At 62.2% G+C, this 26,577-nt stretch carries 26 protein-coding genes; 6 read left to right on the top strand and 20 right to left on the bottom strand.

Features of this window, described 5'->3' with window-relative positions; genetic code table 11:
* Nucleotides 1–104: 104 nt before the first annotated feature.
* Nucleotides 105–584, bottom strand: coding sequence for a cupin domain-containing protein (locus ACERJA_RS11760; RefSeq protein WP_373608377.1), 480 nt, complete (start codon nt 582–584; stop codon nt 105–107).
* 124 nt (nt 585–708) lie between these two features.
* Between ACERJA_RS11760 and ACERJA_RS11755 the strand changes: the two genes are divergently transcribed.
* A complete protein-coding gene (locus ACERJA_RS11755; RefSeq protein ID WP_373608375.1) occupies nt 709–1,200 on the top strand; it encodes a hypothetical protein in 492 nt (163 codons plus the stop codon).
* Nucleotides 1,201–1,241: 41 nt separating this feature from the next.
* Here the strand turns inward: ACERJA_RS11755 and ACERJA_RS11750 are convergent, their stop codons facing one another.
* A complete protein-coding gene (locus ACERJA_RS11750; protein ID WP_373608374.1) occupies nt 1,242–3,005 on the bottom strand; it encodes a YcaO-like family protein in 1,764 nt (587 codons plus the stop codon).
* A gap of 170 nt (nt 3,006–3,175) precedes the next feature.
* Between ACERJA_RS11750 and ACERJA_RS11745 the strand changes: the two genes are divergently transcribed.
* The gene (locus ACERJA_RS11745; protein WP_049889742.1) at nt 3,176–3,376 is read left to right on the top strand and encodes a hypothetical protein; all 201 of its coding nucleotides are present in this window, start codon (nt 3,176–3,178) and stop codon (nt 3,374–3,376) included.
* A 29-nt stretch (nt 3,377–3,405) separates the two neighbouring features.
* On the opposite strand, the gene ACERJA_RS11740 is transcribed toward ACERJA_RS11745, so the two are convergent.
* The 6 genes from ACERJA_RS11740 to ACERJA_RS11715 form a co-directional block, all read right to left on the bottom strand.
* Nucleotides 3,406–3,843, bottom strand: coding sequence for an RNA-binding protein (locus ACERJA_RS11740; RefSeq protein WP_373608372.1), 438 nt, complete (start codon nt 3,841–3,843; stop codon nt 3,406–3,408).
* Nucleotides 3,844–3,902: 59 nt separating this feature from the next.
* A complete protein-coding gene (locus ACERJA_RS11735) occupies nt 3,903–4,109 on the bottom strand; it encodes a DUF1918 domain-containing protein (protein ID WP_373608370.1) in 207 nt (68 codons plus the stop codon).
* Nucleotides 4,110–4,211: 102 nt separating this feature from the next.
* A complete protein-coding gene (locus ACERJA_RS11730; protein WP_373608369.1) occupies nt 4,212–4,517 on the bottom strand; it encodes a hypothetical protein in 306 nt (101 codons plus the stop codon).
* A complete protein-coding gene (locus ACERJA_RS11725; RefSeq protein WP_373608368.1) occupies nt 4,514–5,323 on the bottom strand; it encodes a succinylglutamate desuccinylase/aspartoacylase family protein in 810 nt (269 codons plus the stop codon). Before ACERJA_RS11725 ends, ACERJA_RS11730 begins: the two co-directional genes overlap by 4 nt.
* Before the next feature lie 142 nt (nt 5,324–5,465).
* Nucleotides 5,466–5,642, bottom strand: a complete 177-nt coding sequence (locus ACERJA_RS11720) for a hypothetical protein (protein ID WP_006065649.1) — start codon at nt 5,640–5,642, stop codon at nt 5,466–5,468.
* A gap of 277 nt (nt 5,643–5,919) precedes the next feature.
* A complete protein-coding gene (locus ACERJA_RS11715) occupies nt 5,920–6,579 on the bottom strand; it encodes an HAD family hydrolase (RefSeq protein ID WP_373608367.1) in 660 nt (219 codons plus the stop codon).
* A gap of 279 nt (nt 6,580–6,858) precedes the next feature.
* On the opposite strand from ACERJA_RS11715, the gene ACERJA_RS11710 reads away from it, so the two are divergent.
* Nucleotides 6,859–8,538, top strand: a complete 1,680-nt coding sequence (locus ACERJA_RS11710) for an aldehyde ferredoxin oxidoreductase C-terminal domain-containing protein (RefSeq protein WP_373608366.1) — start codon at nt 6,859–6,861, stop codon at nt 8,536–8,538.
* Nucleotides 8,539–8,990: 452 nt separating this feature from the next.
* On the opposite strand, the gene ACERJA_RS11705 is transcribed toward ACERJA_RS11710, so the two are convergent.
* From ACERJA_RS11705 to dnaJ, 7 genes are all read right to left on the bottom strand, one after another.
* Nucleotides 8,991–9,272, bottom strand: coding sequence for a ubiquitin-like small modifier protein 1 (locus tag ACERJA_RS11705; RefSeq protein ID WP_373608489.1), 282 nt, complete (start codon nt 9,270–9,272; stop codon nt 8,991–8,993).
* 97 nt (nt 9,273–9,369) lie between these two features.
* Nucleotides 9,370–9,894 carry a ferritin-like domain-containing protein gene (locus tag ACERJA_RS11700; RefSeq protein ID WP_373608365.1) on the bottom strand — a complete coding sequence of 175 codons (525 nt, stop codon included), beginning with the start codon at nt 9,892–9,894 and terminating at the stop codon, nt 9,370–9,372.
* A 251-nt stretch (nt 9,895–10,145) separates the two neighbouring features.
* The gene (locus ACERJA_RS11695; protein WP_373608364.1) at nt 10,146–11,531 is read right to left on the bottom strand and encodes a uracil-xanthine permease family protein; all 1,386 of its coding nucleotides are present in this window, start codon (nt 11,529–11,531) and stop codon (nt 10,146–10,148) included.
* A 206-nt stretch (nt 11,532–11,737) separates the two neighbouring features.
* Entirely contained in the window at nt 11,738–12,283 is a 546-nt protein-coding gene (gene hpt / locus ACERJA_RS11690) for a hypoxanthine/guanine phosphoribosyltransferase (RefSeq protein ID WP_373608363.1), read from the bottom strand.
* Between the two features lie 73 nt (nt 12,284–12,356).
* On the bottom strand, nt 12,357–13,097 hold the full coding sequence (locus ACERJA_RS11685; protein WP_373608362.1) for a hypothetical protein: 741 nt from the start codon (nt 13,095–13,097) through the stop codon (nt 12,357–12,359).
* Nucleotides 13,098–13,286: 189 nt separating this feature from the next.
* Nucleotides 13,287–13,886 (bottom strand): DJ-1/PfpI family protein, encoded by a 600-nt coding sequence (locus ACERJA_RS11680; protein ID WP_373608361.1) that lies wholly within the window; start codon nt 13,884–13,886, stop codon nt 13,287–13,289.
* Between the two features lie 358 nt (nt 13,887–14,244).
* On the bottom strand, nt 14,245–15,408 hold the full coding sequence (gene dnaJ / locus ACERJA_RS11675) for a molecular chaperone DnaJ (protein ID WP_373608360.1): 1,164 nt from the start codon (nt 15,406–15,408) through the stop codon (nt 14,245–14,247).
* Nucleotides 15,409–15,720: 312 nt separating this feature from the next.
* On the opposite strand from dnaJ, the gene ACERJA_RS11670 reads away from it, so the two are divergent.
* Nucleotides 15,721–16,227, top strand: a complete 507-nt coding sequence (locus tag ACERJA_RS11670) for a DedA family protein (protein WP_373608358.1) — start codon at nt 15,721–15,723, stop codon at nt 16,225–16,227.
* A 258-nt stretch (nt 16,228–16,485) separates the two neighbouring features.
* Here the strand turns inward: ACERJA_RS11670 and dnaK are convergent, their stop codons facing one another.
* Nucleotides 16,486–18,399 carry a molecular chaperone DnaK gene (dnaK, locus tag ACERJA_RS11665; RefSeq protein ID WP_373608356.1) on the bottom strand — a complete coding sequence of 638 codons (1,914 nt, stop codon included), beginning with the start codon at nt 18,397–18,399 and terminating at the stop codon, nt 16,486–16,488.
* A 165-nt stretch (nt 18,400–18,564) separates the two neighbouring features.
* Nucleotides 18,565–19,485 carry a nucleotide exchange factor GrpE gene (gene grpE / locus ACERJA_RS11660; protein WP_373608355.1) on the bottom strand — a complete coding sequence of 307 codons (921 nt, stop codon included), beginning with the start codon at nt 19,483–19,485 and terminating at the stop codon, nt 18,565–18,567.
* Between the two features lie 173 nt (nt 19,486–19,658).
* Between grpE and ACERJA_RS11655 the strand changes: the two genes are divergently transcribed.
* Nucleotides 19,659–21,104, top strand: coding sequence for a DEAD/DEAH box helicase (locus ACERJA_RS11655; protein WP_373608354.1), 1,446 nt, complete (start codon nt 19,659–19,661; stop codon nt 21,102–21,104).
* A 221-nt stretch (nt 21,105–21,325) separates the two neighbouring features.
* Here the strand turns inward: ACERJA_RS11655 and ACERJA_RS11650 are convergent, their stop codons facing one another.
* A complete protein-coding gene (locus tag ACERJA_RS11650) occupies nt 21,326–21,694 on the bottom strand; it encodes a sensory rhodopsin transducer (protein ID WP_373608487.1) in 369 nt (122 codons plus the stop codon).
* Between the two features lie 398 nt (nt 21,695–22,092).
* Here ACERJA_RS11650 and ACERJA_RS11645 point away from each other — a divergent pair, with 398 nt between their 5' ends.
* Nucleotides 22,093–24,441, top strand: a complete 2,349-nt coding sequence (locus ACERJA_RS11645) for a catalase (RefSeq protein WP_373608353.1) — start codon at nt 22,093–22,095, stop codon at nt 24,439–24,441.
* A 236-nt stretch (nt 24,442–24,677) separates the two neighbouring features.
* Here ACERJA_RS11645 and ACERJA_RS11640 read toward each other — a convergent pair whose 3' ends face one another.
* Nucleotides 24,678–25,316, bottom strand: a complete 639-nt coding sequence (locus ACERJA_RS11640; protein WP_373608352.1) for a hypothetical protein — start codon at nt 25,314–25,316, stop codon at nt 24,678–24,680.
* A 216-nt stretch (nt 25,317–25,532) separates the two neighbouring features.
* The gene (locus tag ACERJA_RS11635) at nt 25,533–26,492 is read right to left on the bottom strand and encodes a TIGR03885 family FMN-dependent LLM class oxidoreductase (protein ID WP_373608350.1); all 960 of its coding nucleotides are present in this window, start codon (nt 26,490–26,492) and stop codon (nt 25,533–25,535) included.
* Nucleotides 26,493–26,577 lie beyond the last annotated feature (85 nt).

Here is a 26,577-nt window from a genome sequence, read left to right as displayed (position 1 = left end):
GTGTCGGTGTCGAACCCGTCTCAGTTGAGACACTCGCTCAACACTGGTGGCCAGAACAGCACCCCGCCACCACGCTGCGAGACGCTCGAGGTCGGCGATAGCGATCAGCTGAGCGTAAACGTGTTCTCACACGCCGTGCAGGTCATCCGGAAGGCACTCCCGTCGATGAGTTCGAGCCCGTGGCCGACTTCCTCCTCGCATTCCTGACAGTAGATCAGTGATTCGATCTCGCTCCAGTCGTGTCGAGCACCGGGTGCGCCGAAGGCAAATCCGACGACGCGCTCGTCGGAATCGTTGTATCCATGCTGGAACTCTCCCGGTGCAAACCGGATCACGTCACCGGCCTCGACGGCCACCTCACCGTCTTCCGTATCGAACGTGGCGACACCCTCCTGAACATAAAACACCTCTTCTTGATCGTGATGGGTGTGAAACCCACCCGAAAACGACTCGTCGGGCTCGAGCTCGAAGTAGTTCATCGCGAAATCCGTCATCCCGAGTGCCTGTGAGATCGGCCGCCGAACCGAGTGGACCTCCATCGGATTGCGTTCGATATCGATCTCGTCGATCGTGACTTTCTCCATACGCGGGTGTTTCTCTATCACGGGATAAAAACACACGGTCTGGTCTACCATACGCCAGTGCTGACTGCTCGAGAGAAATAGCTGAAGAGTAACGCCTACGTTCGTTCATCCCTGACTCTCGAGCGTGAATCGTCGCAGGGTACTTCAGTTCGCCGGGGTGGCTGCTACCGCTGGGCTTGCGGGCTGTCTCGATGGGGTCCAAGAGCATTTCGGATTTCAGGGTGTCATCCCGATCGAGATCCACAGCGAAGCCGAACGCACACACAACCTCCATCTCGAGGCTCGTGAGCGTGAGACGGGTCGGCAAAGCTACGAGCAGAGCTACTCCATCACGCCGAACGAAACCGTTGGGCCACCGCACTTAGATCGAACGGAGCAAAGCTTCCGGGTTTCCAGAATCGATGACGACGAAGCAGTGGAGGTCAGAGAAGTGTCGGTGACGGAGAACACCCAACTCGTGATGGTCCGGTTTACCGATGACGAGCTCGTGATCGAGGTTGACCGGGGCGACGACGAAGACAACGTGACCGTCGACGGCGAGGACGGTACGCCGAGCGAACCGGTCGATCCCGACGGAAACGAAACCGACGATCCCGACAGCGACCCCGACGAGTAACGCGATCGGCTGCGGTGTTCTTCGCTCTCGAGTCGAGCGAGTCAGGGATACGGATGAAACGCCCGCTCGAGCCGTGGCTCGAATCCGAGATCGGTCGGCACTTGCTCAGCCCGCTCGCCGAAGTACGGCGCCCCGGTAAACAGCGGCTGTGCGCCGGGGACGACGACCCGGACCGCTTCGAAGCCGATCTCCTCGACGTCTCGCGTCGTCAGTCGGGCCGCATACGGCGTCAAGCCGATGTCGGCCGTCCGTGAGACGAGCGCCTCGAGGGCCTCCTGACCTGAGGGCACCTGATCGGGGCCGACACTGGCTGCGGGAATCGTTTGTTCGACGTCGATGAATGCTCGAGCAGCGTCGGGGAAGGCGGCGTACTCGCCAATCGCCCCCGACGCCTCGGCGGCCTCTTCGGGCCCCAAATTCCGGAGTTCCATCCAGTTCTGGAGGGCTTCCTCGAGTGCCGACCGTGCGGCAGCCGTGGCGTCGAGTCCGGCTGCGGAGCCGACGGCAAACGCGGGCCACGCGTCGTCGCCCGGCTCGATGTCGCCATCCAGCGCAGCCGGCTCTCGATGCACGGCAACAGCAACGACGGGGACATCGACGTCCTGGGTGACGAGCAGCGGCGTCACCGACAACCCCTCGCTTTGGGCACGGCGCTCGAGGGTCGCGAAGGCGTCGTCGTCGACTGCCAGCCCGAGCGGGTCGAACGTCGAGTACCACGCAAGCATCGTCGCATCGCGCTCGAGCACTTCCGTCAGTCCCGACAGCAGGGCGTCGACAGTTGACGAGCCGAGCCCGAGCCCGGTCGTGATCGATGGCACGAGCGACTCGCCGGGCTGGGGGAACTGGACGGCCGCGGCGGGCAGATGGACGGACTCGCCGGTCGCGAGGTCCTCGCCCGGAACCCACCGGTACGTCTCGCTCGAGTCGTATTCGGGGGCGTCGTCCGGCCGGACGAGATCGGTCGGTGAGACTGCCGTTTCCAACTCGGCCTCGCTTGCGTGGACGAACTCGTCGTTCTGATAGATGCCAGCACAGTAGCGCTCGAGGCCCTCGCCAACGGCTTTCATCAACGCTGCGTTCCAGTCGTCGGCGACGCCGGCGGCCTGTGTCGGCGCGCTTGCGTCGCTAAAGCCCGACGTGTCGGCTGTCGTCGCCAGATAGTACGGTGCGGGGAACGATTCGACCTCGCCGATACTCCTGACGATCCCAACCCGGTCGTCGATCGCCGCCTCGGCGTGTTCGACGGCCGCATCCAGACCGAGCGAGTCGTCGTCACGCTCGAGGGCCCGTGATCGTGGCTCGGTCTGGCAGTCACAGCCCGGCACCGGAAGGAATCGCCGTCTGTTGTGGGGGAGTTCGACCGTCTGCCCGATCACCGACTGGTCCTCGCCCGAGAGGACTCGCACACACTCCCGGCCGGCAACTGCGCCGGCGAGTCGGACAGCGCTGCGATCCGCCTGTGGTCGGTCGCTCATCGCCCCCTCCTCGAGATTCGACGCGACACGCTGGCGGAGACAGTCGAAACAGCCCGTCGCCGGGGCAAAGCCCGAGACGGCCGCGTCGACGTCAGCAATCGGGTAGCCGCCGACACCGCCGATTTCGACGGCGATCCACGGAGTTCCGCCCGCCTGTGCAGCCTCGTTCGCCCGCGTGAACGTCGCCGAGCCAGCGACATCGCTGACGACCGCGAACCGAGCCGCTTCGAGGTCGTCCGGACTGGCGTCTTCGATGGCGATATCGACGTCTCCGAGCGCGGCGACGACGGCTGACCGAACCGGATCGTCACCGACGACGTGGATGTGCATACGAAAGCCGTCGCAGGCTGGGCTGAAAAGCGCCGCGCTCACTGGTCGACTCGAGGGCCCGAGTGCCTGCTCGCTCTCGAAGATCTGACACGCGAACGCACCCTGTGACGGGCTAGCCGACACCTGCAAGCACCCATCGTTTGTCGACGGCCGCCGTGAGAACGATCACAATGAGTGTGACACACGACCGAACGGACCTGCTGAAAAACGCAAGCGTCGTGACGACGCTTCTCGACGCCGTCATGGAGTTTGCGAAGGGGCGCAAACGGAGCGGGCTTCTGTTGCTCGGTGCTGCTGCCGTCTCGTCTCGAGTGCCGGGCTTTGGAACGGCGACCTCGGCGTTGCTCCGGCTGTACCGTCGGCTCCGGTGAAAGGTGACAGCAACCGACAGCCGGCCGATCTACGACTCGTCTCGGAGTCGCTCGAGAACGTCCTCAGCGTTTTCGACGGCCTGTTCTTTCTTTGCCGGGTAGGCCTCGACCTTGCCACGGAAGGTGATTCCATCACCCAGACGGATATCGCCGCCGAAGGCCGCCTGCTTGTCCAGTCGCAAGAAGAGTTCGGTGTTCTCGGTGACCCGCTCGTCGAGTTCGTCGATCAGCTGGTCGAACGACTCGAGGTCGGCGAGTCGAGCGAGGACGTGACGGATGTCGTCGGCGTTCTCGACGCGTGCTGAGAGAACGAGAATGCGGTCGCCGTAGTGGCCTTCGCTCTCGACGCGTTCAATCTCGAACTCCTCGGGGAGGAAGGTTCGGAGCGCCTCCTCGACGCGTTTCTCGTCCTCGGTGGCGTAACAGAACGTGCGTAAATCGACGTAGTGAAGCGGGATCTGTGGCATCTGTGTGATACGGGTGCGGTTCGAGTTGATGGGAGCCCGTTGTGCTCCCTGGAACTCGCTTATTCGTCTTCGTCGTCTTCGTCGTCCACGTCGGCTGCCTCGAGGGCATCCTCGGGAACGCCGGCTTCCTGTCCGTCCTCGAAGCTGATCGTGTAGGTGACGTCACCGAACATCGACTCCATCGCCTGCGTAATGGTGCCGGTCTCTCCATCGAACTCGCTGTGCTCGTCGTGCAGGACGACGTGGTCGTCTTCCTCGAAGCTCATAACCGATGATTCCCCACCACGGCGTAAAAAGGGACTGATTCGCGGCAAGGCTGTCTCGAGCGACCCGATGCTGGCGGCCAGCGTGACCGGTCGGCGGTCAGCTCACTGTCGACGACGACCACTCGAGCCCGCATCCGTCCAGTCGCGCCACCACTCGTAGCCGACGCCGACGACGACGGACACCGCACAACAGCCAGCGAGAAACGGAACCCAGTAGAGCCAGAACTCAAAGCGCGGCGCGATGGCGTTGCCGACGGCTGTCCCGAGGCCATAGAGCAGATAGCCCGGCAGCGAAAGCGGTGAGTACAGCGCCGTCGAGAGCCAGCCCAGCGCGAACGGGACGACGAGCAACAGCCACGTCGCGATCGTTGCGGGACTCGAGAGCGCCCGTCGAAACAGCCCTGTCATCGCACCACCTCGACCTCGAGCAGTCCATGCAGCGCGAGGACGTGCGCCGTTGCCAGTCGCGTGAGGTCGACTTTCGTTTCGCGGTCGAGGAGGAACTCGGTCGTCTCGAAGAGATACGCACTCGTCTCGAGTTCGCGGGCCGCCTTCTGGAAGAGCAACGAGCCCGAGAGCGACGTCTCCCGGGCGGTAAACCGATGCAACGGCAGGTACCACGGGACGCCGTCGTCGTTGAGCGCGTCGGCGAGTGCGCCACCGTGGGCGTTCGGCGAGTGAAAGATCGCCTGTCCCACGTACTCTCGGTGTAATCCGTAGATCCCGAGCGATCGGTGGAGATCGAGAACGACGTCGGGATCGTGGGCTTCGACGGCGTTCCAGATCCCACGCGCGAGTTCGCTCACCGGCTCGCTGTCGGTCGGAAACTGACGATTCAGGTCGCCGTCGATACCCTCACGCTCGTCGTTGTCGACGGCCACGCGGTCGGTTTCAGGGACGACGACGAGTGTCCCTGCGTCGGGTGACCAGTCGGTAATCTCGTGGGCAACGTCGATCCCGCTTCGCTCGTCGCCGTGGACGCCCCCGAACACCATCGCCGTCGGACCAGTTTGCGGTGCATCGACCTCGTACAGCTGCGTCTCGTGGGCAGTGCCGGGAAGAATCGTTTCCGTCACTCGCTGGGGCTCGCCTGCGCTGTTGGGTTCGCGCGCCGCTCCCAGCAGGTGTTCGTTCGCCGACGGCCGGCTTACGACCCCTGCTGTAACTGTCCCCGCGAGAACGCCACCAGCGGTCAGAAACATCCGACGCCTCATCGAGTGGGGCAACGGCGTGCGTTCTGAAGCGGTTTTCTATCGGCGAACCGAGTGTTGTCGCGCCGTCACGTCTCGAGGCCGGTGACAGCTGTTGTGGGTGGTTCGAGAGAAGCAGACGGAACACTGATGATTCGGTCGGTACTTATCGCATGTTCTCCAGTGCGACGACGGTATCAGACATAAGCCACGCCTCTTCACTCGAGGCGTCTTCGATACTCAGTGCGAAAAACGACTCGCGACCGTCATCGACGGTGATACGATAGCTGTGACTCTGCAATGAGTCGGATTCTGCGGACGTATTCGATTCGGCAGGGACCACACCAGAATTCAGCAATCAGCGTGTATAACTGGCTCGGTCCCAGGATCCGTCCGAATCGATCAGGACAGATACTGCCGGACAGAACTATAGTAGCCACTGCAAGTCACTGCACACTGATCGCACGACGGCTGTGCGATCAGTGTGTAAATAGCTGCAGTTGTTACTATATTGTGAGAATTCGCCGTACCCGTTCGGCGAACGCTCTTCATAGAGTTCTGTTCGACGGTATGAGGGCCACACACGGCAGTTCGCTTGCGGGCTCGAAACTGGCAGCCGGCTACTCGAGCACTGCCGGCAGTTGCGTGAGCGACGACAGCCGATACGTCGGCTCGATGTCGGCAGCGTCGTCCGCTGGCGACTCACTCGAGCGCGTCAGCAGCGCCGAATCGATCGCCGCGTTGTGGGCGGCCTGCACATCGATCGCCCGGTCGCCGACGTACAGCGCCGACTCGGCCTCGAGGGTGTCCATCGCGCGGTCGATGTTCGTCGGGTCGGGTTTCCGGCGGGAGAACCCTTCCGGCGTCAGGGGACAGCCGTAGACGGTCTCGAACACCGATCGCAGGCCGAAGCGATCGAGCAGCCGCGAGACGACGGTTGGGTGGTTGTCGCTGACGATTCCGAGCGGGACCGAAAGCGAGCGAACGGTACTGACGTCGTCATACATCGACCGCAGCCCGTTCTCGACCTCCGAGAGCTGGGCTCGAACCATCTCGCGGGCCGCCTGGGTACAGAACGTGTCGGTGTCGATCTCGAGGCGTCGACAGCGGTCAGCGATTGACTCGAAGTCGCCGTGCATGAGTTCCTGAAGCGTCGCTGCGACGGGGCCAGAGCGTCCGAGCTTCTCGTATGTTCGTCCAAGTGCGTCGTACATCCGCTGGGACGAGGGCGTCTCGACTACGACCCCATCGAAGTCGAACAGGACCGCGTCGTACTGCATCGCTGGGGTTGTATTTGCCCCGGTCTCAAAGCTTTTTCTAGCTGGCGATAGCGACCGTTGCTACTGACCACCAACTGTCATTACAGTGGCCACTGCACACCGCATCGCACGACGGCTGTGCGACGCGTGTGGCCATCGGTTCAGTTGTTACTAGAGGGTATTCTGGTACTGGGTGGCTATGGACCGTCACTGGAATGTTGAAGTTGCTGACTATCCGTGTCGTCAACCGGCTGAAAGCGGCGCGTACAGCTAAGGAGCACGGTCTCAAACCATGTGAGTATGCTGTCTGCTACAGGGCCACTGCTCACCGTCGATGCCGGTGAACGGACCACACGTGAGACGGTAATCGACGACGTCCTCGAAGCCACCGTCGGCGGTCGCGCGACGGCGACGGCACTCGCCCACGAGCGAATTCCGTTCGATGCGGATCCGTTCGGTCCCGAGAACCGGGTCTATCTTTCGACGGGGCCACTCCAGCAGTCCCAGATGTCCTTTACCGGGCGGATGAACATGACCGGCCTCTCGCCGCTGACTGACGGGCTGGTTTCGACCAACGCCGGAGGGTATCTCTCACGCAACTTCGTTGCGACGGGATACAGCGTCCTCGAGGTGACAGGCGAGAGCGACGAACTGCTCGCCATCCACGTCACAGACACTGGCGTCGAATTCGAGGACGTGCCGGAACTCGAGGGTGCGACTGTTCCCGAAACCTCCGACTATATGAGCGACCATCACGACCTCGGCCCCGAACACTGCATCGCGATCGGCCCGGCAGGCGAGAACCTGGTTCGGTTTGCGTCCGTGATGACGTTCGACTCGCGAGCGTTCGGGCGTGGCGGCCTCGGTGCTGTTCTGGGTTCGAAGAACGTCAAATGCGTCACGTTCGACGGCGACGTGGCTCCGCCACTCGAGATTCCAAACCCGCCGGAGATGGAGATTCATCGGGAGGCTGCCCAGTCGGACGACCGAATGCGCCGACAGGGAACGACGGGTGGCACCGAGTTTATCAACGACAACTTCTCGCTCCCAACACGGTACTTCGAGGGGTACGAGTTCGAGGACGTCGCTGCCATCGGTGGCGACGCCGTCGAGGAAAAGAAGTACACGAAAGGAGCGTGCTCGGCCTGTGCGTACGCCTGCAAGCTCCCGACGCGGGACGAGGCGACCGGCGTCGAGACCGAAGGGCCGGAGTTCGAGACCGTCTACGCCTTCGGCTCGCTGCAGGGCGTCGGTGATATCGTCGACGTCATGCGAGCGAACGAGCTGTGTGACACGCTCGGCATGGACACTATCTCCGCGGGTGTTACCGTCGCTGCGTACCTCGCAAGCGAAGGCGAGTTCGGAAACGCTGCCCTCGCTCAGGACCTCGTCGAGAAAATCGCGACTCGAGATGGCGTGGGAGAGCAACTCGCGGAGGGCGTCGCCCGCTGTCACGACGAGCTCGGTGTCGAGGACTACACTGTCAAGGGGGTGGAGTTTGCCGCCCACGACGGTCGCGTCCTCCACGGCCAGGGGCTGTCCTACGCCGTCGCGAATCGCGGCGCAGACCACATGTATGCGAGCCTGTTGAGTCTCGAGTACAGCGGGCAACTCGACCCACAGGGAACACTCGGCAAAGCCGAAACGCTCGTCGCCGAGGAAAATCATAACGCGTTTCGCGACACGGGGATCGTCTGTGCCTTCGGAGACGACTACGTCACCGACGAGCGCCTCGAGACGCTCTTCGATGCCGATTATGCAGCGCTTATGGAGGTCGGTGCGCGAACCGTCCAGCTCGAGCGTCATTTCAACAACCAGCGCGGGTTCGACCGTGACGACGACGAACTCCCCTACGAGATCCCGGATCTCGAGGATTCGATCACCGAGTACTACGATGCACGTGGCTGGTCCGAAGACGGGCTCGTGCCCGAGTCAGCGCTCGAGTCGCTCGCACCAGCCACAGACGAGAGTCGAGAGTGACCGTCACTGCAACGCCATCACACGACGGTCGCGCGATAGCTGTTCTCGCGAGCTCAGTTTGACTGGGCGCATCTAGCCTGGCGAGCCTGTCCAGTCGTCGCGAAAAAACAGCCGCGATCGAACCACAGTGAGGGGGTCACGCAGGAGTGTGAACGCGTCGGCGGGTCGTCGAGGCGTGACACTCGACGACGCCAATTGGGTCAGGTATCCGAGTGCGTTCTCTCCCTCGAGCGTGCGTGACCCACCAATCGTGTTCGGAAACGGTGCTGGGTCGGTTGCCGAACTTGCTATCGTCCGGCAGTACGCCCAGTGTACGTTCTCGAGGAAATAATACTCGTGGGTGGCATACTCATGCAAAGAATGCTGGAGCCGAGCGAGTGGGGTCGGGCGGGAGCCGAGGCGAGTCGCTGTCCGTACACCGCTATCAACGGCGGTGTGTCTGGTGAGGTCGGTTACCCACCGTACACTGACGGCACCAGCCGAATCACGTCCGTCGAGTCGAGGGCCGTCTCGAGGCCGTCGATGTGCGTGACGTTTCGCTTGTTCTTGGTGACAACCGTCTTCCCGACCAGTTCGCCTTCATCCTCGTCGACCAGTTGACCCTCGAGAGCCGGGTACGCTGTCTCGAGTTCGACGAGCAGCTCGCCGACGGTCTCGGCATCCGTCTCGTGGATGACGATCTTTTCGCCAGTCACGTCCCGAAACGGCCCAAAGAAGACGCACTCGAGTTGCACGCGCTTGGGTTCGACGTGATCGATCTTGTAGCCGCTGGTTCCACCACGTGTCACGTCCAGCCACGAGGGGCGAGACACATCGAAACGTGAGCCCCACTCAGGATGGCGTCAGTCGATCCCACAGCGACTTCATATCCGCCGCGGTCTCCATCGCCGACAGTTCTCGGTAGGCAGACTTCTCCTCGTCGTGGTTCGACGCGAGCGGTTTTCGGATCTCGTCATCGTAGCCGAGCTGGCCCGCGATCGATGTCAGTCCCTCGTAGGCCGTCATCTCGATGCGCTCGGTCATCATCCCTGCGTTCAGATACACCATGTTGCGCAGGTCGTCGTCTTCGATGGCGTTTTCGACCGTCGCTCGTTCTTCCTCGAGCGCGTCGAGGATCGGGGCCTCGCGTCGTTCTGCCGGTCGATCGAGCGCGGCGAACACGTCCTCGAGTCGCCGGATCTGTGTTCGGGTTTCGTCGCGGTGGTCGGCGAAGCCGTCGCTCAGCCGATCGTTGGTCGCATTGATCGCCATCTCGTCTAACGTCCCGACGAGTTCCTCTTCGATGTAATACTGCTGAGCGAGTTTGTGGTAGAACAGTTCCTCGAGGTCGTCGATGTGGTCGACAGTGGTCTCCATACTGGAACACGTACCAGGCAGTTCCATAGTCGTCAGCCCCGAACACGCAGGCGTTGTGCCCAGTCGTTTGCACCCGCAGTCAGTCGTCGGACTCGAGTTCCCGGCTCCAGTCGACCGGCGAGCGAACGAACCGTTTTTGCAGCGACAGCTGACAGGCTTGACGTTGAATCTGCCGGGACGATCGGAATCAGCGACAGGTGAACGAGGTGAGTCCCTCGGGATCTCCTCCCGAAGCGGTTCACACGACGGGGTTAATCGTCGCTGGGACCGGCGGCGGCCTCTGGCGCCGGACTCGAGGAGACGGCGTCGAACAGGGGGCTCTGTTCGCCCGGAACGAACGTGTTGAGCAGGAGTGCTGACAGCGCCGTCATGATAACGGGTTCCCCGAAGAACGTTTCTGCTGCGTTCGGAAGTCCCGAGAGCGCTTCAGGCGTCGTCGCGACGCCGAGCCCGAGGCCAAGCGAGACGGCCACGATGACCATGTTTCGTCGGTCGAGTTCGGTGTGCAGAACGATCAACCGGACGCCGCTTGCGGCGACCATGCCGACCATCAGCAAGACGGCACCGCCGAAGACCGCACTGGGGATGGTCGTGACGACGGCACCGACTTTTGGGCTGAGACCAAGAACCGCGAGAATGACGCCGCTGATGCCGACGACGTGGCGGCTCATCACGCCGGTGAAGTTGACGATACCGACGTTTTGTGAGAACGACGTAATCGGAAACGCAGAGAAGATTGAGCCGAGCGAACTCAGAATGCCGTCGTTGAACAGCCCGCCGCGGAACTCTTTATCGGTCGGGTTACGACCCTCAGCAGCCGTCACACCAGACATATCGCCGACCGTTTCCATCGCGGAAACGAGAAAGAGGAAGGCGAAGACGACGATCGCGACCGGCTCGAACTCGAAGCCGAACCGGGTCGGTGAGGGAACGGCGATCCAAGCTGCGTCGCCCACGGGCGAGAAATCGACGAGTCCAGCCACGACGGCGACCGCGTAGCCGACACCGATGGCGGCGAGGATACTCAACAGTCGTGTGACGCCCGCAGTGAACATGTTGAGCCCCACAGCGATCGCCAATACGAGCGCAGCCAGTCCGATGTGGTGGAGTGCACCGAACTCACCGGCTTCCTCCGCTGTGGCACCACCTGCAGCGTAATCCATACCGACCGGAATGAGATACAGCCCGATGATGACGACGACGAGGCCGGTCACCAGTGGCGGGAAGAAGGGTTTGATGCGCTTGAACTGCCAGCCGATGAGTCCCTCGACCGTGAACCCGGTGACGAGAATCGCCCCGAACACCGCAGCCATCCCGTAGTCGACACCGATCGTGATCGCCGCGCCGACGAACGTGAAACTCGAGCCCATCACGATCGGCAGCCGTGCCCCGACAGGGCCGACGGTGTAGGCCTGCACGACCGTTGCTAGCCCGGAGAACAGGAGCACCATCTGTACGATGTAGGCCGTGTCGGCAGCATCGAGGCCGACGCCGCCGGCGACGACGAACGCCACGGCGGTCGCCGGGACGATCATCACTGCGACATGTTGCAATCCTAGAAGGATCGATTTCGGCCACGGCGGCCTGTCGTCAATCTCGTACTCGAGTTGAATGCTCCCGTCCGTCTCGTTCGACATGTATACGCGACCCGTAACGAGTTGACTTACAAAAAGTCTCGTATATACGCTTATCAGGGAGCTATCCACCGGCGATTTTGTGCACAAATGTGTATGTATTTCCGAGTCGTCGCCCACAGGTCGGTCCCGCATCTCGAGTTCTCGGTTCGTCGCCTCGAGGCGTTCGTTCGATTCGCTAGTCGCATGTCTCGGTAGACGCGAAATGGTCAGTGAACGGTCACTTCACCGTCTTCGACGGTGATATCGATCAGGCTCGTCGCCTCGAACTCGGTGTCGTCCAGTTCGGACGGCCCAACCTTCCGCATGACGACGGCGATATCGACGATCTCGGCACCGATGTCATCCAACGCGTTACAGATGGCCGCCAGCGTCCCGCCCGTCGAGAGCATATCGTCGACGATGACGACACGGTCTCCCGCCTCGATGTCGTTGATGTACATCTCAGACTCCGAGTAACCTGTTTGTTGATGCAAGGACACCTCGCCCTCGAGGCCGTACGGTCGTTTGCGGATGACGACCAGCGGAATGTCGGTTTGCAGCGACAGTGCGGTCGCGAGGTGAATACCCATCGCCTCGGGGGCGACGATCTTGTCGACGTTCAGGTCGATCGTTCGCATGACTTCGACGACGACCTCCCGCAACAGATCAGGATCGAGCCTCGGCACACCGTTACTGATCGGGTGTACGAGGTACTCGTAACCGTCTTTGTCGATAATCGGCGCGTCATCCAGCGATTCGAGGAGTCTCTCCATGGAAGCGATTGGGGAAATCACGGCAAAAACGGATCGTTCTCGGCGTCGCCCGCCGACGAAGCGATATCGCGTCTTACGAAAGCGACACGTCGTCCAGCTCGATTCGATTCGGCTCAGGTGCCGACTCGCTCGAGACCGCATACACACCCTGTTTCGTTGTCGTCTCCTCGTCTGCCAGCACGATCACACCCTCTGCGAGCAGCGGTGTGAGGACACCCGCAATCACGGCTCGAGGGTCCGACAGCGGTTCCCGAACGACGACGCGGTCGCCGGCCTCGATATCGTACTCGTCGATCAGTTCGCTCGCGGCCTCGAGTGCCTGTTCGTGGCTGATCGTCCGATCGCCATCGGTCAGGATCGCCGTCTCGGGGTCGATATCCAGCGGTGGGAACGAGGGGTTCTCGCTCCAGACGCCCGCATCGAAGTGGTGGATATCGGGTTCGTTCGGTTTCGACCCGTAGCCAACCCGCTGGGCACCACGCGGAAGGTCGTAGGTCCCGGCCTCGAGGTCGTCGACCGGTGCTACAAGCGCCCGGAAACCGTCTTCATCCGTGAGGTCGGTCGGTGGCTCGAACCGTGCGGTCCCCTCGAGCATCGCGGTGCCAAAGAAGGCGAGTAAGGCGAGCGGATTCTCGCCGACGATGCCGACGGTGACACCCTTTCGAACGCCCGAATGTCGCAGGAAGTTCCCGGCTTTCCAGGACGTCGTACACAGCCAGTGGTGGTCGAACTCCCGGCCCGTCGCATCGACGAGTGCCGTGCGATCGTCCCGAAGTTCACGCGTGAGTAGCTCGTCGACTGTCACGGCGGTCATACGTGCCACTCAGTACCCAGCCGAAAAAAGCGCGCCGACTCGCGGCCGACGACAGCCCCTCATACGACGGCGAGTCCGCGCTGATCGTCGGCTGCTCGAGTCGGTGTCAGACGGTCTCCTGTCAATTAGTTTCGGCGCGACCGCGACCCGTCCTGCGGTCGTGCCGGGACATCGGGACAGCAGACCGCATCAGTCGTCCGCGGCTGCGGGGGCGGTGTCGGCGTGGTCGATGTCGGTGCCGAGACACGCTAAGAACTCGGCGAGCCACTCGGGGTGGTCCGGCCACGCCTGTCCCGTCACCAGATTCTCGTCGCGAGTCACCTCGCCCGTCCACTCGCCGCCAGCGCCGCGGACGTCCGCCTCGAGCGCTGGATAGCCGGTACAGGTTCGGCCCTCGAGGACGTCCGCGGCGGCGAGGATCTGGACGCCGTGACACACCGCGGCGACGGGTTTCTCGGCTTCGAAGAAGTGCTGGACGATCTCGAGCACCTCGTCGTACGTTCGGAGATACTCGGGCGCGCGACCGCCCGGGACGACCAGCGCGTCGTACTCGGCGGGGTCGACGGCGTCGAAATCGTGGTTCAACTCGAAGTTGTGCCCTGGCTTTTCGGTGTACGTCTGGTCGCCCTCGAAGTCGTGGACGGCGGTCGGACAGGTGTCGCCGGCCGACTTCTCCGGACAGACCGCGTGGACGTCGTGGCCGACCATCTCGAGTGCCTGAAACGGAACCATTACCTCGTAGTCCTCGACGTAGTCGCCGGCGAGGAGCAGGATCTGTTGTGCTGACATGGGTCTCCGTCCCACAGTACGGTCGCATCGGCCATAGTCAATGTTGAACGTTACCATGACACTTCCGTTGGCGAACGTATCGGTACTCGAACGCGGGATCGATCGCTGTGTCTCGAGACGCGACGCGTAGGAGAAAACAGCGAGATCTCGAGATAGCCCGGTAAACGGGCCATACAGTCTGCTGTCCCGATGTCCTGGCACGACCGAGGGACAGCTCGTGGTCGCGCCGGAACTGACTGCCAACAGACTGTCTCAGGCTATAGTAACAACTGAAACGGTTTGCACATCGACCGCACAGCTGTCGTGCGATCGGGTGCGCACTGACTTTCAGTGGCTACTATAGTGGACGAACGACGGCTTAGAACGCCCGCTTGATCTTCTCGAAGAAGCCTTCCTTGACGTCGATCTCGTCGCCGCCGGCCTCGGCAAAGGCCTCGAGCGCGTCGCGCTGCTCGTCGTTCAGATTCTCGGGGGTGACGATCTGGACTTTCACGTAGAGGTCACCCTGTCCGCGGCCGCGGAGTCGAGGCATGCCCTTCCCCTCGAGGCGGAAGGTTTCCCCACTCTGGGTTCCTTTGGGGATGTCGAACTCGACGGAGCCATCGAGTGTCGGCACCGTGACGGTGTCGCCGAAGGTCGCCTGTGGGAACGAGACGGCGAGTCGGTGTCGGAGGTCGTCGCCCTCGCGCTCGAACAACTCGTGGTCACGAACCGAGACGTCGATCAGCAGGTCGCCACGACGGCCGCCCTCGGGGCTGGGCGCACCCTCGCCTTCCATCCGGAGCGTCTGGCCGTCCTGAATGCCCGCCGGAACCTCGACGGTCAGCGTTGCCTCGCTGCGAACGTAGCCCTCGCCGTGACAGTCGTCACAGGTCTCGGAGTACAGTGTCCCCTCGCCATCGCAGCGTGGACACGTCGTCGTCTGCTGGACCCGCCCCAGCGGCGTCTGCTGGACCTGTGTGACCTGCCCCCGGCCCTGACATTCCGGACAGGTTTCGGCGTCTGCATCTGCTGGATGGCCCCTTCCATCACAGGACTCACACTCCTCGGGTCGTTCGACGGTAAACTGCTTTTCGGCTCCGTCGAACGCCTGCTCGAGATCGATCTCGAGTTCGGTTCGGAGGTCCCGACCTTTCCGTGGCCGACGCCGACCGCGGCCCCCACCGCCGCCGAAGACCTGCTCGAAGATATCGCCGAGGCCGCCGCCACCCATGCCGCCACCGCCGCCCATACCACCGAACGGGCCACCGCCCATCCCGCCGGCACCGGCGTCGCTTGCGTCGAAGCCGTGCTTTTCGGCCTGTTCGTAGCGGTCGTGACCCATTCGGTCGTAGGCCTGACGTTTTTCTTCATCGGTCAGGACCTGCTTTGCCTTCTGGATCTTCTTGAATTTCTCCTCGGCGTCAGGGTCGTCGCTGACGTCCGGATGGTACTCCGTGGCCTTCGTCCGGTACGCCTGTTTGATCTCCTCAGCCGACGCGTCGGAACTCACACCGAGCACGTCATAGAAGTCCTCGCTCATTCGTTGTCACACCGATACTCGGTTGAGCCACTTGAAACGAACGTTCCGCGTGGACGCCGCCGTGTCGGTGCTATTTCGATTCACTGACACGGCATCGCTCGCTGGCTGCTGCCCACTCGCCGGCTACGGTGAGTCCGCTCTCTGTGAGTTTTGGAGCTGGCTCGAGTCGCACACTCCGATTGCAACGTCGAAGTACGGAGTCGACTTCGTCTTCGAAACGTAAGCGAGGCGAACGGTTCTGCGATGTCGACAGGATTCTACCGGTGAATGATGTTTTATCATGCTCTGTCCCAAACCACGGGCAGACTTCGAATGCTTGAAGCGATCGTCGATGCGATGTTTGATCTTCTCCTGCACGTCGGCTTGCCGGCTCTGTTCGTATTCTTCTTGTTGAAGGGGGCATTCGTAGGGAAGCCGATCCCTACGACGGTGATCCTTCCTGGATACGTGCTGGCAATCTCCGCAAGCCGCAGCGAAACTGCTGTGATTATCTCTGTGTCGACGGCTGGCTACGTCGCCGGCCAGTTCATCATTTATTATATCGCCCGTCGCGACGGATTATCAACGATTCAATCGTCGCCGCGAATTCGTATCTCTCCCGACAGAATCGACCAGGCGGAACGGTGGTTCAAGCAGTACGGCGGTGTCGGCGTGTTCGTCACGAACTTCGTTCCGTACCTCCGCGGGCTGATCCTCCTTCCAGCAGGGATCGCTCGCTACCCCGTCGCGAAGCTTGTGTTCTTTGCGTTTACGTCAACGCTGATTTATCACGCGGCCATCGTCGCTGTCGCGGTCGGTGTAGTGCGAGCGATATTATAGAAGAGACAGCGCGCGAATGCACCACGAACCTGCGGGCGATCGAAACTGATGTGAATATTTTCGACTGGGTGAGAGGCCTCCGGCAAGACGATGCAGTACACCGATATCACGGTTACCGCTTACGGGACGGCAAGATCGCCGAAGAAACGACTCAGTCTTCGTCGTCTTCGTTCACTTCGAAACGTTCGCTTCGCTCACGTTTCGAAACGACGGAAGGCTCACTTCGTTCACCTTCCGAGCCGACGAAGACTCGTCCTTTCAGTCCTCGTCTTCGTCAACGTCTTCAAAGTCCGCATCAACGAACTCCTCGCCCTCGTCGGCTGCTGCGCCGCCTGGACCTGGGTTTGGACCGCCACCCATGCCGCCCATGCCGGCACCTGCGGCGCCAGCACCACCGGCTGCACCGCCAGCGCCTGCGGCTCCAGCCTGTTGCTGGTAAATCTGCTTGCCGATCTCCTGCAGTTCCTTGCTCAGGCTCTCAGTCGCGGCTTCGATGTCTTCGGCGTCCGCATCGCTGTCGTCGATCGTTTCCTCGAGTTCCTCGACGGCTGCCTCAATGTCTCCACGGAGGTCGTCGTCGACTTCCTCTTCGTTCTCCTCGAGTAGCGTTTCGGCGCGCTGGATCGTCGCTTCGGCCGTGTTTCGGGCCTCGATGCGCTCGCGTTTCTGCTTGTCCTCCTCGGCGTGCTTCTCGGCTTCGGCCTGCATCTCCTCGATTTCGGAGTCGGAAAGCCCAGCGCCACCCTCGATGGTGATTTCCTCGCTTGCGCCGGTGCCCTTGTCCTCTGCGCTCACGTTGACGATGCCGTTCTCGTCGATGGAGAACGTGACCTCGATCTGTGGGGTGCCTGCCGGAGCTGGCGGGATGTCGGTCAGGTGGAACTCACCGAGCATCTCGTTTTTCTGTGCGAGTTCACGCTCGCCCTGGAAGACCCGGACCTGCACGGAGGTCTGGTTGTCCGCCGCGGTCGTGAAGATCTTCGACTCTTCGGTCGGAATCGTCGTGTTCTTCTCGATGAGTCGCTCGAAGAGGCCGCCTTTGACCTCGATACCCAGCGAGAGTGGCGTGACGTCGAGCAGGACGATGTCGTCGACCTCGCCGCCGAGGACGCCACCCTGAATCGCCGCGCCGAGCGAGACGGCCTCGTCGGGGTTGACGTTCTTCTGGGGCTCCTTGCCGGTGAGTTCTTCGACCTTCTCGCCGACCTGTGGCATCCGAGTCGAGCCACCGACCAGCAGGACCTCGTCGATGTCGTCTTTCTCGTAGCCGGCGTCCTCGAGTGCCTGCTCGGTCGGCTCGACGGTACGGTCGATCAGATCCTGCGTGAGCGACTCGAATTTCGCTCGCGTGAGCGACTCCTCGAGGTGGATCGGGCCGTCGTCGGTGGCCGTAATAAACGGCAGATTGATCTCGGTCTCCTTGCGCGAGGAGAGTTCGATCTTGGCCTCTTCGGCGGCGTCTTTGAGCCGCTGGAGGGCCTGACGGTCCTCGCGAAGGTCCATACCGTGTTCGGCCTCGAACTCCTCGGCGAGCCAGTCGATGATGGCCCCGTCCCAGTCGTCGCCACCGAGGTCGTTGTCACCGTTCGTTGCGACGACTTCGTAGACACCGCCGCCGAGGTCGAGAATCGAGACGTCGAAGGTGCCACCACCGAGGTCGTAGACGAGCACGGTCTGGTCGGAGTCGTCGTCAAGGCCGTAGGCCATCGACGCGGCGGTTGGCTCGTTGATAATGCGCTCGACCTCGAAGCCGGCAATCTCGCCGGCGTCTTTGGTCGCCTGGCGCTGTCGGTCCGAGAAGTATGCGGGGACCGTGATGACGGCTTTCTCTACCTCATCACCGAGATACTCTTCGGCGTCGCGTTTGATCTTCTGGAGGATCATCGCCGAAATCTGCTCGGGCGTATACTCCTCGTCGTCGATCTCGACGGTGTAGTCGTCTTCGCCGATATGGCGTTTGATCGAGGCGATCGTCTTTTCGGGGTTCTGAATCGCCTGATTTTTCGCCGGTTTGCCGACGAGTCGCTCGTCGTCGTCGGTAAACGCGACGACGGAGGGCGTCGTCCGCTCACCTTCTGCGTTGACGATGATCTCCGGATCGCCACCTTCCATCACCGCGAACGCGCTGTTCGTCGTCCCAAGGTCAATTCCGAGAATTTTGTTGCTCGCCATCGTGGGGGGCTATTGTGCGCACTTTGTTTTAAAGCTTACTAGGGCGTTTTGTGAGCCGAATAAAATGATCGGAAACGGCGATAGAAGCCACTCTCGAGGGGTTTAGACGGTCGAAACAAAATACCGGAAAATCGGGGCAGAACTGTCAGCCGTCGGTAGCGTCCGTCAGTCGGCCGTTTCCTCGGTCGCGGCCTCGTCGCCGGCGTCGCTATCGTCGCTGTCGGTCGCTGCCGGGGAGTCTTCGTCCACATCGGCCTCGAGTTCGCCGTTCGAGACGGTCACCTGTGCGTTCTGGATAACTTTTTCACCCATCTCGTAGCCGGGCGTGAAGACGTCGGCGATGGTCCCCTCGGGCTGGGCGCTATCGACGCGCATCATCACTTCGTGGCGCTGTGGGTCGCTCTCGGTGCCGGGTTCGGGATCGATCTCAGAGACGTTCTCGTCCTCGAGCACGCGGTCGAACTCTCGAAGCGTCATCTCGACGCCATCACGGAGGCTGTCGGCGTCGCCGCTTTCTTCCTCCAAGGCGCGTTTCATGTTGTCGCGGACGCCAAGCAGCCGTTCGACGAGATCCTCAGTGGCCCGGTCTTTGATCTGCTGTTGGCGCTTTTTTGCGCGTTTCTTGTAGTTCTGAAAGTCGGCCTGTTTGCGCTTGAGCCGACCCTTGAGGTCGTCGACTTCAGCTTCGGCTGCCTCGAGGTCGTCCTGCAACTCGCCGATGGTTTCGGCCTGTTCCTCGACGCGCTCGGAGAGATCCTCGAGTTCCTCGCGCTGGTCAGTGACAGTGGCGTTTACTTCGCGAGCATCCTCGACGATAGCGCTGACCTGGTGGGCGAGGTCGTCGTCGTGCTCGCTGATCTCCTCTAGAAGTTCCTGGATGTCGTCGCTCGTTTCCGGGGCGATGGCCGCCTCGTCGTCTGAAACGGACGGTTCGGCTTGTGGTTCGTCCTCGGTTGGTGTGTCCGTGTCGGGCGAGTCAGCGTCGCCGGCCGCGTCAGACTCGACGTCGGCCGTCTCGCCGTCGTCGGATTGCTCCTCGGACGGGACACCCTGGGCCGTCGCGTTCGTGCCCTCGTCTTCGCTCATGTGCCAGTCAACGAACAGCGGTAATAAAAGGGTTGAGGTACGGTGCGCTGGGCACTACCGGGTTCCCGTCTGCGCCGCTCGAGTCGGCCACTCCATCGGTAGCCGACGGCACCGCCGCTCGAGGCGCTCGAGACACCAGACTGTATTTGTTGCTCCCACCCGGAGCATCGGTCGTGAGGCGGCCCCAAGACGACGCCACAGATGCGCCACCGGCGCTCCGGTACGAAGATGGCACTGTTCGAATCGACGGCCTCGAGTCCGACGCGCTGGCCGCCGTTCGTGAGTCGGTCTCCGGCCTCGAGGCCGATCCCCGAACCGACAGCTGGCGAGTGCCAGCGTTTCGCTACGCTGCCCTTCGACGCGCGCTCGATGCCGAGCACGGCCGAATCGACGACCGCGTCCTCGATCTCGAGTCGCTGCCGGCGCTCGAGTCGGCGTACGAACTCCGCGAGTACCAACGAGAGGCCCTCGACACATGGCTCGAGACGGATCGCTGGACCGACAGCAACGGTACTGACTCGCTCGCGCGTGCACCTGCGGGCGTCCTCGAACTCCCGACCGGCAGCGGGAAGACTGTCATCGCCCTGAAAGCGATCGAACGGCTCTCGGTGCCGACGCTTGTCGTCGTGCCGACGATCGACTTGCTCGAGCAGTGGCAACGGGAACTCGAATCCGAGTTTGACTGTGAGATCGGTCGCTTCGGCGGCGGCGAGCAACGCATAGAGGCGATCACCGTCTCGACGTACGACTCGGCGTATCTGAAAGCTGACGCCGTGGGCGACCGGTTTGGGTTCGTCGTCTTCGACGAAGTCCACCACCTCGGCGGCGAGGGGTATCGCGAGATCGCACGCCTGCTCGCTGCCCCCGCACGGCTGGGGCTCACTGCCACCTTCGAACGTCCCGACGATGCCCACGAGGTGATCGAGGACATCGTCGGCCCGCTGGTTTCCCGCGTCGACGTCGGCGAACTGGCCGGCGACCACCTCGCGGCCTACGATCTGAAGCGCCTCGAGGTGACACTCACGCCCGACGAACGCGAGGAGTACGACCGCAAGCAGGACGTCTTCACGAACTACCTCGCGCGCTCGAACATCCGGATGCAAAGCGGCTCGGACTACCAAGAACTCGTCAAACGGTCGGGCAACGACCCCGAGGCCCGCAAGGCGCTGCTCGCGCGCCAGCGCGCACGCGAGATCATGCTCGGCAGCGAGGCCAAACTCGAGGCCCTCGCCGACATTCTCGACGATCACCGTGGGGAGCGGACGATCGTCTTTACGGCCCACAACGACCTCGCCTACGACGTCAGCGAGCGGTTTCTGATCCCGACGATCACCCACCAGACCGGCGCTGGAGAGCGCCGAGAAATCTTAGCGCGGTTCCGAGAGGGGACCTACACGCGCATCGCGACCTCGAACGTCCTCGATGAGGGGGTCGACGTTCCCGACGCGTCGGTAGCGGTCGTGCTCTCGGGCAGCGGGAGCGAACGCGAGTTCATCCAGCGCCTCGGACGGATTCTCCGGCCGAAAGAAGACGGCACGCGAGCGATCCTCTACGAGGTTGTCTCCGAGAACACGGGTGAGAAACGAGTCGCTGAGCGACGCCGCAACGGCTCGCTGTAAGCTGCAACGCTCGAATGGCGAACTGCGACCTCACGGTATAGCTATCTCCACGACAGAAACGTCCGAGTCGACTCAGGTTACGTATAGATCTTGGATTCGACATGGGCGTGCTCCTCCGGTTGTTGGCGTTGCTCGTCATCCTGCTCGTCGGCATCGGCGACGCGGGCGGTTCGCTCCTCGTCGGCCGATTTATGCTCTCGCGGCCGGCTCTCGAGCCACGCTCACTCACCCGGGTGTGCCATCGTCGTGAGCAGCGCGTTTTCGGCCTGTCGCGAGTCCAGTCGCGTGTGCTGGCAGACGACCGGGACGTCGGACTTGACCACGCTTGCGAAGTCTTTGCCTTTCGGGATCGGTTCCGGGTCCTCGAGTTCGTTGAACCGGAAATGCCTGGTTCGCTTCGCCGGGACCGTCTTTTCGTACGGGCCGATCGGCTCCCGGTCGGTGAAGTACACCGTGATCTCGACGGTCGCATCCTCGTCGGTCGTATTCAAAATGCAGACGGTTTCGTGACTCTCCATCTCCGGTTTGGGGCCGGTGCTTTCCTCGGGGATGTATCCCTCCGGAATCGTCCACGTGTGGGTACCGGTCATCGTGTCCATAGAGCAAAACGTCGGAGATGCGGATAACAGACCGGCTTGTACCATCAGGCGGCGTTGGAATGGGCGTGTATTTTTCGCTGGTTTTCGAGACGAGCGCTTCGTGTACCGCTAGATAGGAATCCGTCTGCTCGTCGGGGTCAGCCCGTCCTCGAGCGTCCATGGCGACCGCCTGGATGGTCATGACGAGTCCGTTATCACATCCGTGCCGATGGCACACCCCGACCGTGCAACTTGCCTTGCTATGGATGGGCTGGCGCTTACGCTGCTCGTTCTGGATACTGCAGTAGGCCGGTCGCGTCACCTTTCGCAAGCGTCGATGGCTCTCGAGACGCGGACGACGGATCGAACCTGCTATCGAACGACGACATGCGGCCCCACGGATTTCAATTATGGTAGCAAACGACTCAAATCCAGACGACCGAGACGACGAACAGCCGAAGTCAACCGACAGCAAAGCGAATCAACCCGATGCGAGAGACGAGCAATCGGAGCGGGAAGCGACAGCCGACGATCCGGAACGACAGGAGCGAGCCGACGGCGGTGACGATGGAGAGTCGCGATCCGACTCGGAGTCGCAAGCGGGTACCAGTGATGATCAGGAGGATGAAAGCGCCGAGAATAGCAAGCAAGCGCAACTCGACGAGGTCCGCGAGAATCCCGAGGGCGAGGAGTTGACGACCGACCACGGTGTCAAAGTGAGTGATACGGACAACTCCTTGAAAGCGGGCGAACGCGGGCCGACGATCATGGAGGACTTCCATTTCCGGGAGAAGATGACCCAGTTCGACCACGAGTCGATCCCGGAACGGGTCGTCCACGCCCGCGGCACCGGCGCGCACGGCTACTTCCAGCCCTACGAGGATCCCGACCTCGGCGACGAGTACGACGACATAGAGGAGCTGACGAAAGCGAAGGTGCTGACGAATCCCGACCAGAAGACGCCCGTCTTCGTGCGGTTCTCGACGGTCGTGGGCTCGCGGGGATCGTCCGACACCGTCCGGGACGTCCGCGGCTTCGCGACAAAGTTCTACACGGAAGAGGGTAACTGGGACCTCGTCGGGAACAACATGCCGCCGTTTTTCATTCAGGACGCCATGGAGTTTCCAGACCTCGTCCACGCGATCAAACCCGAACCCGACGACGGGATGCCCCAGGCGTCGGCGGCCCACGACACCTTCTGGGACTTCGCCTCGCTGAAACCCGAGATCACGCACATGATCATGTGGGTGCTCTCGGGACGAGCGCTGCCGCGGGCCTACCGGATGATGCAGGGCTTCGGCGTTCACACCTTCCGGCTAGTCAACGACGACGGCGAGTCGGTGTTCGTCAAGTTCCACTGGACGCCAGAACTCGGCACCCACCAGCTCGTCTGGGACGAGACGACGAAGCTCTGGGGCAAAGACTCGGATTTCAACCGGAAAGACCTCTACGACGTCATCGAGGAGGGGTACGACCCCGAGTGGGAACTGGGCGTCCAGATCTTCGACGAGGAACAGGCCGAGGAGTTCGACTTCGACGTCCTCGATCCGACCAAGATCGTTCCCGAGACCGAAGTTCCGGTCCGGCCGATCGGCAAGATGGTGTTAAACGAGACGCCGGACAACTTCTTCGCCGAGACCGAACAGGTCGCGTTCCACCCCGGCAACGTCGTCCCAGGGATCGACTTCTCGAACGACCCACTGCTGCAGGGCCGGCTGTTCTCCTACCAGGACACCCAGCTCAACCGCTTTGGCAGCGCCAACTGGGACGAGATCCCGATCAACCGGCCCGTCACCGAGCGGCACAACAACCAGCGTGCCGGCTTCATGCGCCAGGAAATCAACGAAGGTGAGGTCTCCTACAAGCCGAACTCGATCGGCGACGACGATCCGCAGGAAGTCCCCGAAGAAGAAGGCGGCTACGAGCACTTCGCCGAGAAGATCTCCGGGGAAAAGATCCGCAATCGCAGCGATAGCTTCGAGGACCACTTCACGCAGGCACGGCTGTTCTGGAACAGCATGTCCGAGCCCGAACAGCAGAACATCGTCGACGCCGCCCACTTCGAGCTCGGGAAGGTCGATCGCATGGAGATCCGCGAGCGGATGGTCTACGACCTGTTCAACAACGTCGACCATGAGTTCGCCAAACGCGTCGCCGAGGGAATCGGCGTCGAGCCGCCCGACGAACCCGGCGAGGAGATGCCGACCCACGACAGGGAAGATCCGTCGCTCAGCATGGAAAACCGGACCCCGGACACGATCGAGACCCGCAAGATCGCTTTGCTGCTCGACGACGGGTTCGACGATGAGCACGTCTCGACGCTTCGATCGGCCTTAGAGGAGGAAGGTGCTCGAGTCAAGGTCGTCTCGAAAGTTCTCGGCGAGAAGTCGGGAGCCGACGGCGAGACGATTGAAGTCGACAAACACCACGTCGCGGCGGCCTCGGTCTCGTTCGACGCGATCGCCGTCCCCGGTGGCAGCGAGAGCGTCGACGCAATGGGCCAGCAAGGCGATCCGAAGCACTTCGTCGCCGAGGCGTTCAAACACTACAAGCCGATCGCCGCCGTCGGCGAGGGAACGGAACTGCTCGAGGCGGTCGACCTGCCGAACACCGAGATCGCCGACGAGGGCGACCTCGTGTCGGACGCTGGCGTCATCACCTGCCGAAGCGACGACCTCGAGGAGTTCGCGGCGGCGTTCGTCGACGCGATCGCAGAGCATCGCCACTGGGAGCGGAGTCCGAAAGAAGTGCCCGCCTGACGGGCCCGGGGCCGCCGTTCCTCGAGTGCGACGTGGACTGGGCGACCGACCGGCATCACAGCTGTGGCGACGCTCGTTCGCTGTGAAACCGACACGTCACGTAGTTCTCGAGCGCCCGGTCACAAACTGCGTGTGAGAACGGATGCAGCGAACGGAGTTCGGTACTGCCATTGAACTGGCCGAATCACTCGATCCGCGTGCCTGCAAATCGGACGGAGGCCGGCGGGCGACGCTTGTTACTGTTCAACACAGTCCATGTCCGGTGGCGAGATCGGATCCGGCTCTCCCCACGAGTGAAAGTCGGTGGCTCCACTGGCGTCCTTGGATTCGAATCGAATCGGGTAGCCAGAGTCAGTACGGACGTACAGGTATCCATCGTCGACTTCAAATCGGTATACGTCCTGACCGTCGATGGGCTCCGCTTTTGTTGCCGTGACAGAACCAAACTCGTCTATGAGCCGTTCTGGCTCGAAAATGTCCTCGTCCGAACTCCCTGTCGGGATGAAACACTCCTCGTCTACCACGATGTACTCATCCGTTCCGATTCTGTAGGCTTCCATCTCCACCCCGTTGATTGTCCAGGCGGTGTACGTGTCACCGTCGTATACGGTTATCGTCCCGCTTCCTAGTGGCACGGCGAGTTCCATCACATAGGACGATTCCCAGTTGAGGACGTCTCGGAGTTCCGGCTCGCTCGTTGGCTCGTCGTCAGTCGGTTCGTCGTCGGTCGGTTCGTCATCAGTTGGCTCGTCGTCAGTCGGTTCGTCGTCGGATCCGTCCAGACAGCCAGCGAACCCACCGATCGTTCCAACGACAGCTAGCTGGAGAAACTGCCGCCGTCGAGGACGATCTGTGTAACTACGTCGAGAATTCATGCACGCTATGAGTAGGTAACGGAAGATAAGAACGTCGTTCTTACAGAACTCCGTTTCTCCCTCGATGGCCCTATACGGAGTGTTGGTTGTAACACGAATTCGTCTGTAGCGGTGCGAACGGATGGTCAATTCGCGCCACGAGGCGGCGAACATCAGCCATCAGGATTTCGTCGGTCAGTTTCCGTCGTCCCGAGCGCGCTATCAGAGACTGCGTCGCTACTGGAACGACGGCAACACGTCGTCGCCGAACGCCTTGATAAACGACGTCTGATTCGTGTTCACGTTGTGGACGAACACCCTGTCCACGTCGAGATCGCCGTCGGTCTCGAGCCAGTCGACGTGGTCGTCGAGGTCGGCAGAGACGCGGACGTTCTCCTCGACCTCTCCAGCGGTGATCTGGTCGGCGAGTTCGTCGTACTGTTCGGGGGTCCGAAGCTCCTGGGTCACGGGACCCGGGATGCAGTTCGCTCCCCACTGCTCGTGGGCACCCTCGAGTGCGTCTGCGTCGCTTTCGGCGTAGGAGTGTTGGGCCTTGAGATAGACCGGTTTCTCGGGTGCCGCTTCGCGAAAGGCCTCAACGCGGGCGGCGTCGGCCTCGTGGTCGGGAGTGGCGATCGTGATCATGCCGTCGGCCCACTCGCCGAGCCACGCCGCCGTCTCCTCGGAGAGTGCAGCCCCGATCAGCGGCGGTGCGGTCTCGGGCCGGGAGTAGAGTTGGGCCTGCTCGACGTCGACGCGGCCGTGGTGGGTCACCTCCTCGCCCTCGAACAGTCGCCGCATGATCTCGGCACACTCCTCGAGACGGGCGTTCCGTTCGCGCTTGACCGGCCAGTCGGTGCCCATGATGCCTTCGTTCAGCAGTTGGCCGCTGCCGACGGCGAGCCAGAATCGCTCGGGGTACAGTTCGCGCAGCGTTGCCGCACCCTGGGCGATGATCGCGGGATGATAGCGGTAGCCGGGTGCGTTGACCGTCCCGAACGTTAGCTCGGTCGCCTCGAGTGCCGAGCCAAGCCACGACCAGACGAACCCGGATTCACCCTGCTGTTCGCTCCAGGGATGGAAGTGATCCGACGCAAGGGCGTGGTCGAACCCGTGCTCGTCGGCGAGTTGAACGTACTCGAGGAGCGCACTCGGTGCGAACTGTTCGTGAGAGGCGTGGTAGCCGAGGTCGGTCATCTGACCGCCCACCCCTGGTCGTGATAGCGATCGAAATCGCGTTCGTGATCGGTCAGCACGGTCTCAGACACCACGAAACGCGACT

It is taken from the genome of Natronorubrum sp. A-ect3 (genome assembly GCF_041821125.1).
In the GTDB taxonomy this organism is placed as follows: domain Archaea; phylum Halobacteriota; class Halobacteria; order Halobacteriales; family Natrialbaceae; genus Natronorubrum; species Natronorubrum bangense.
Note: the sequence above shows the minus strand (reverse complement) of the source record. Positions and strands in the feature narration are given on the sequence as shown.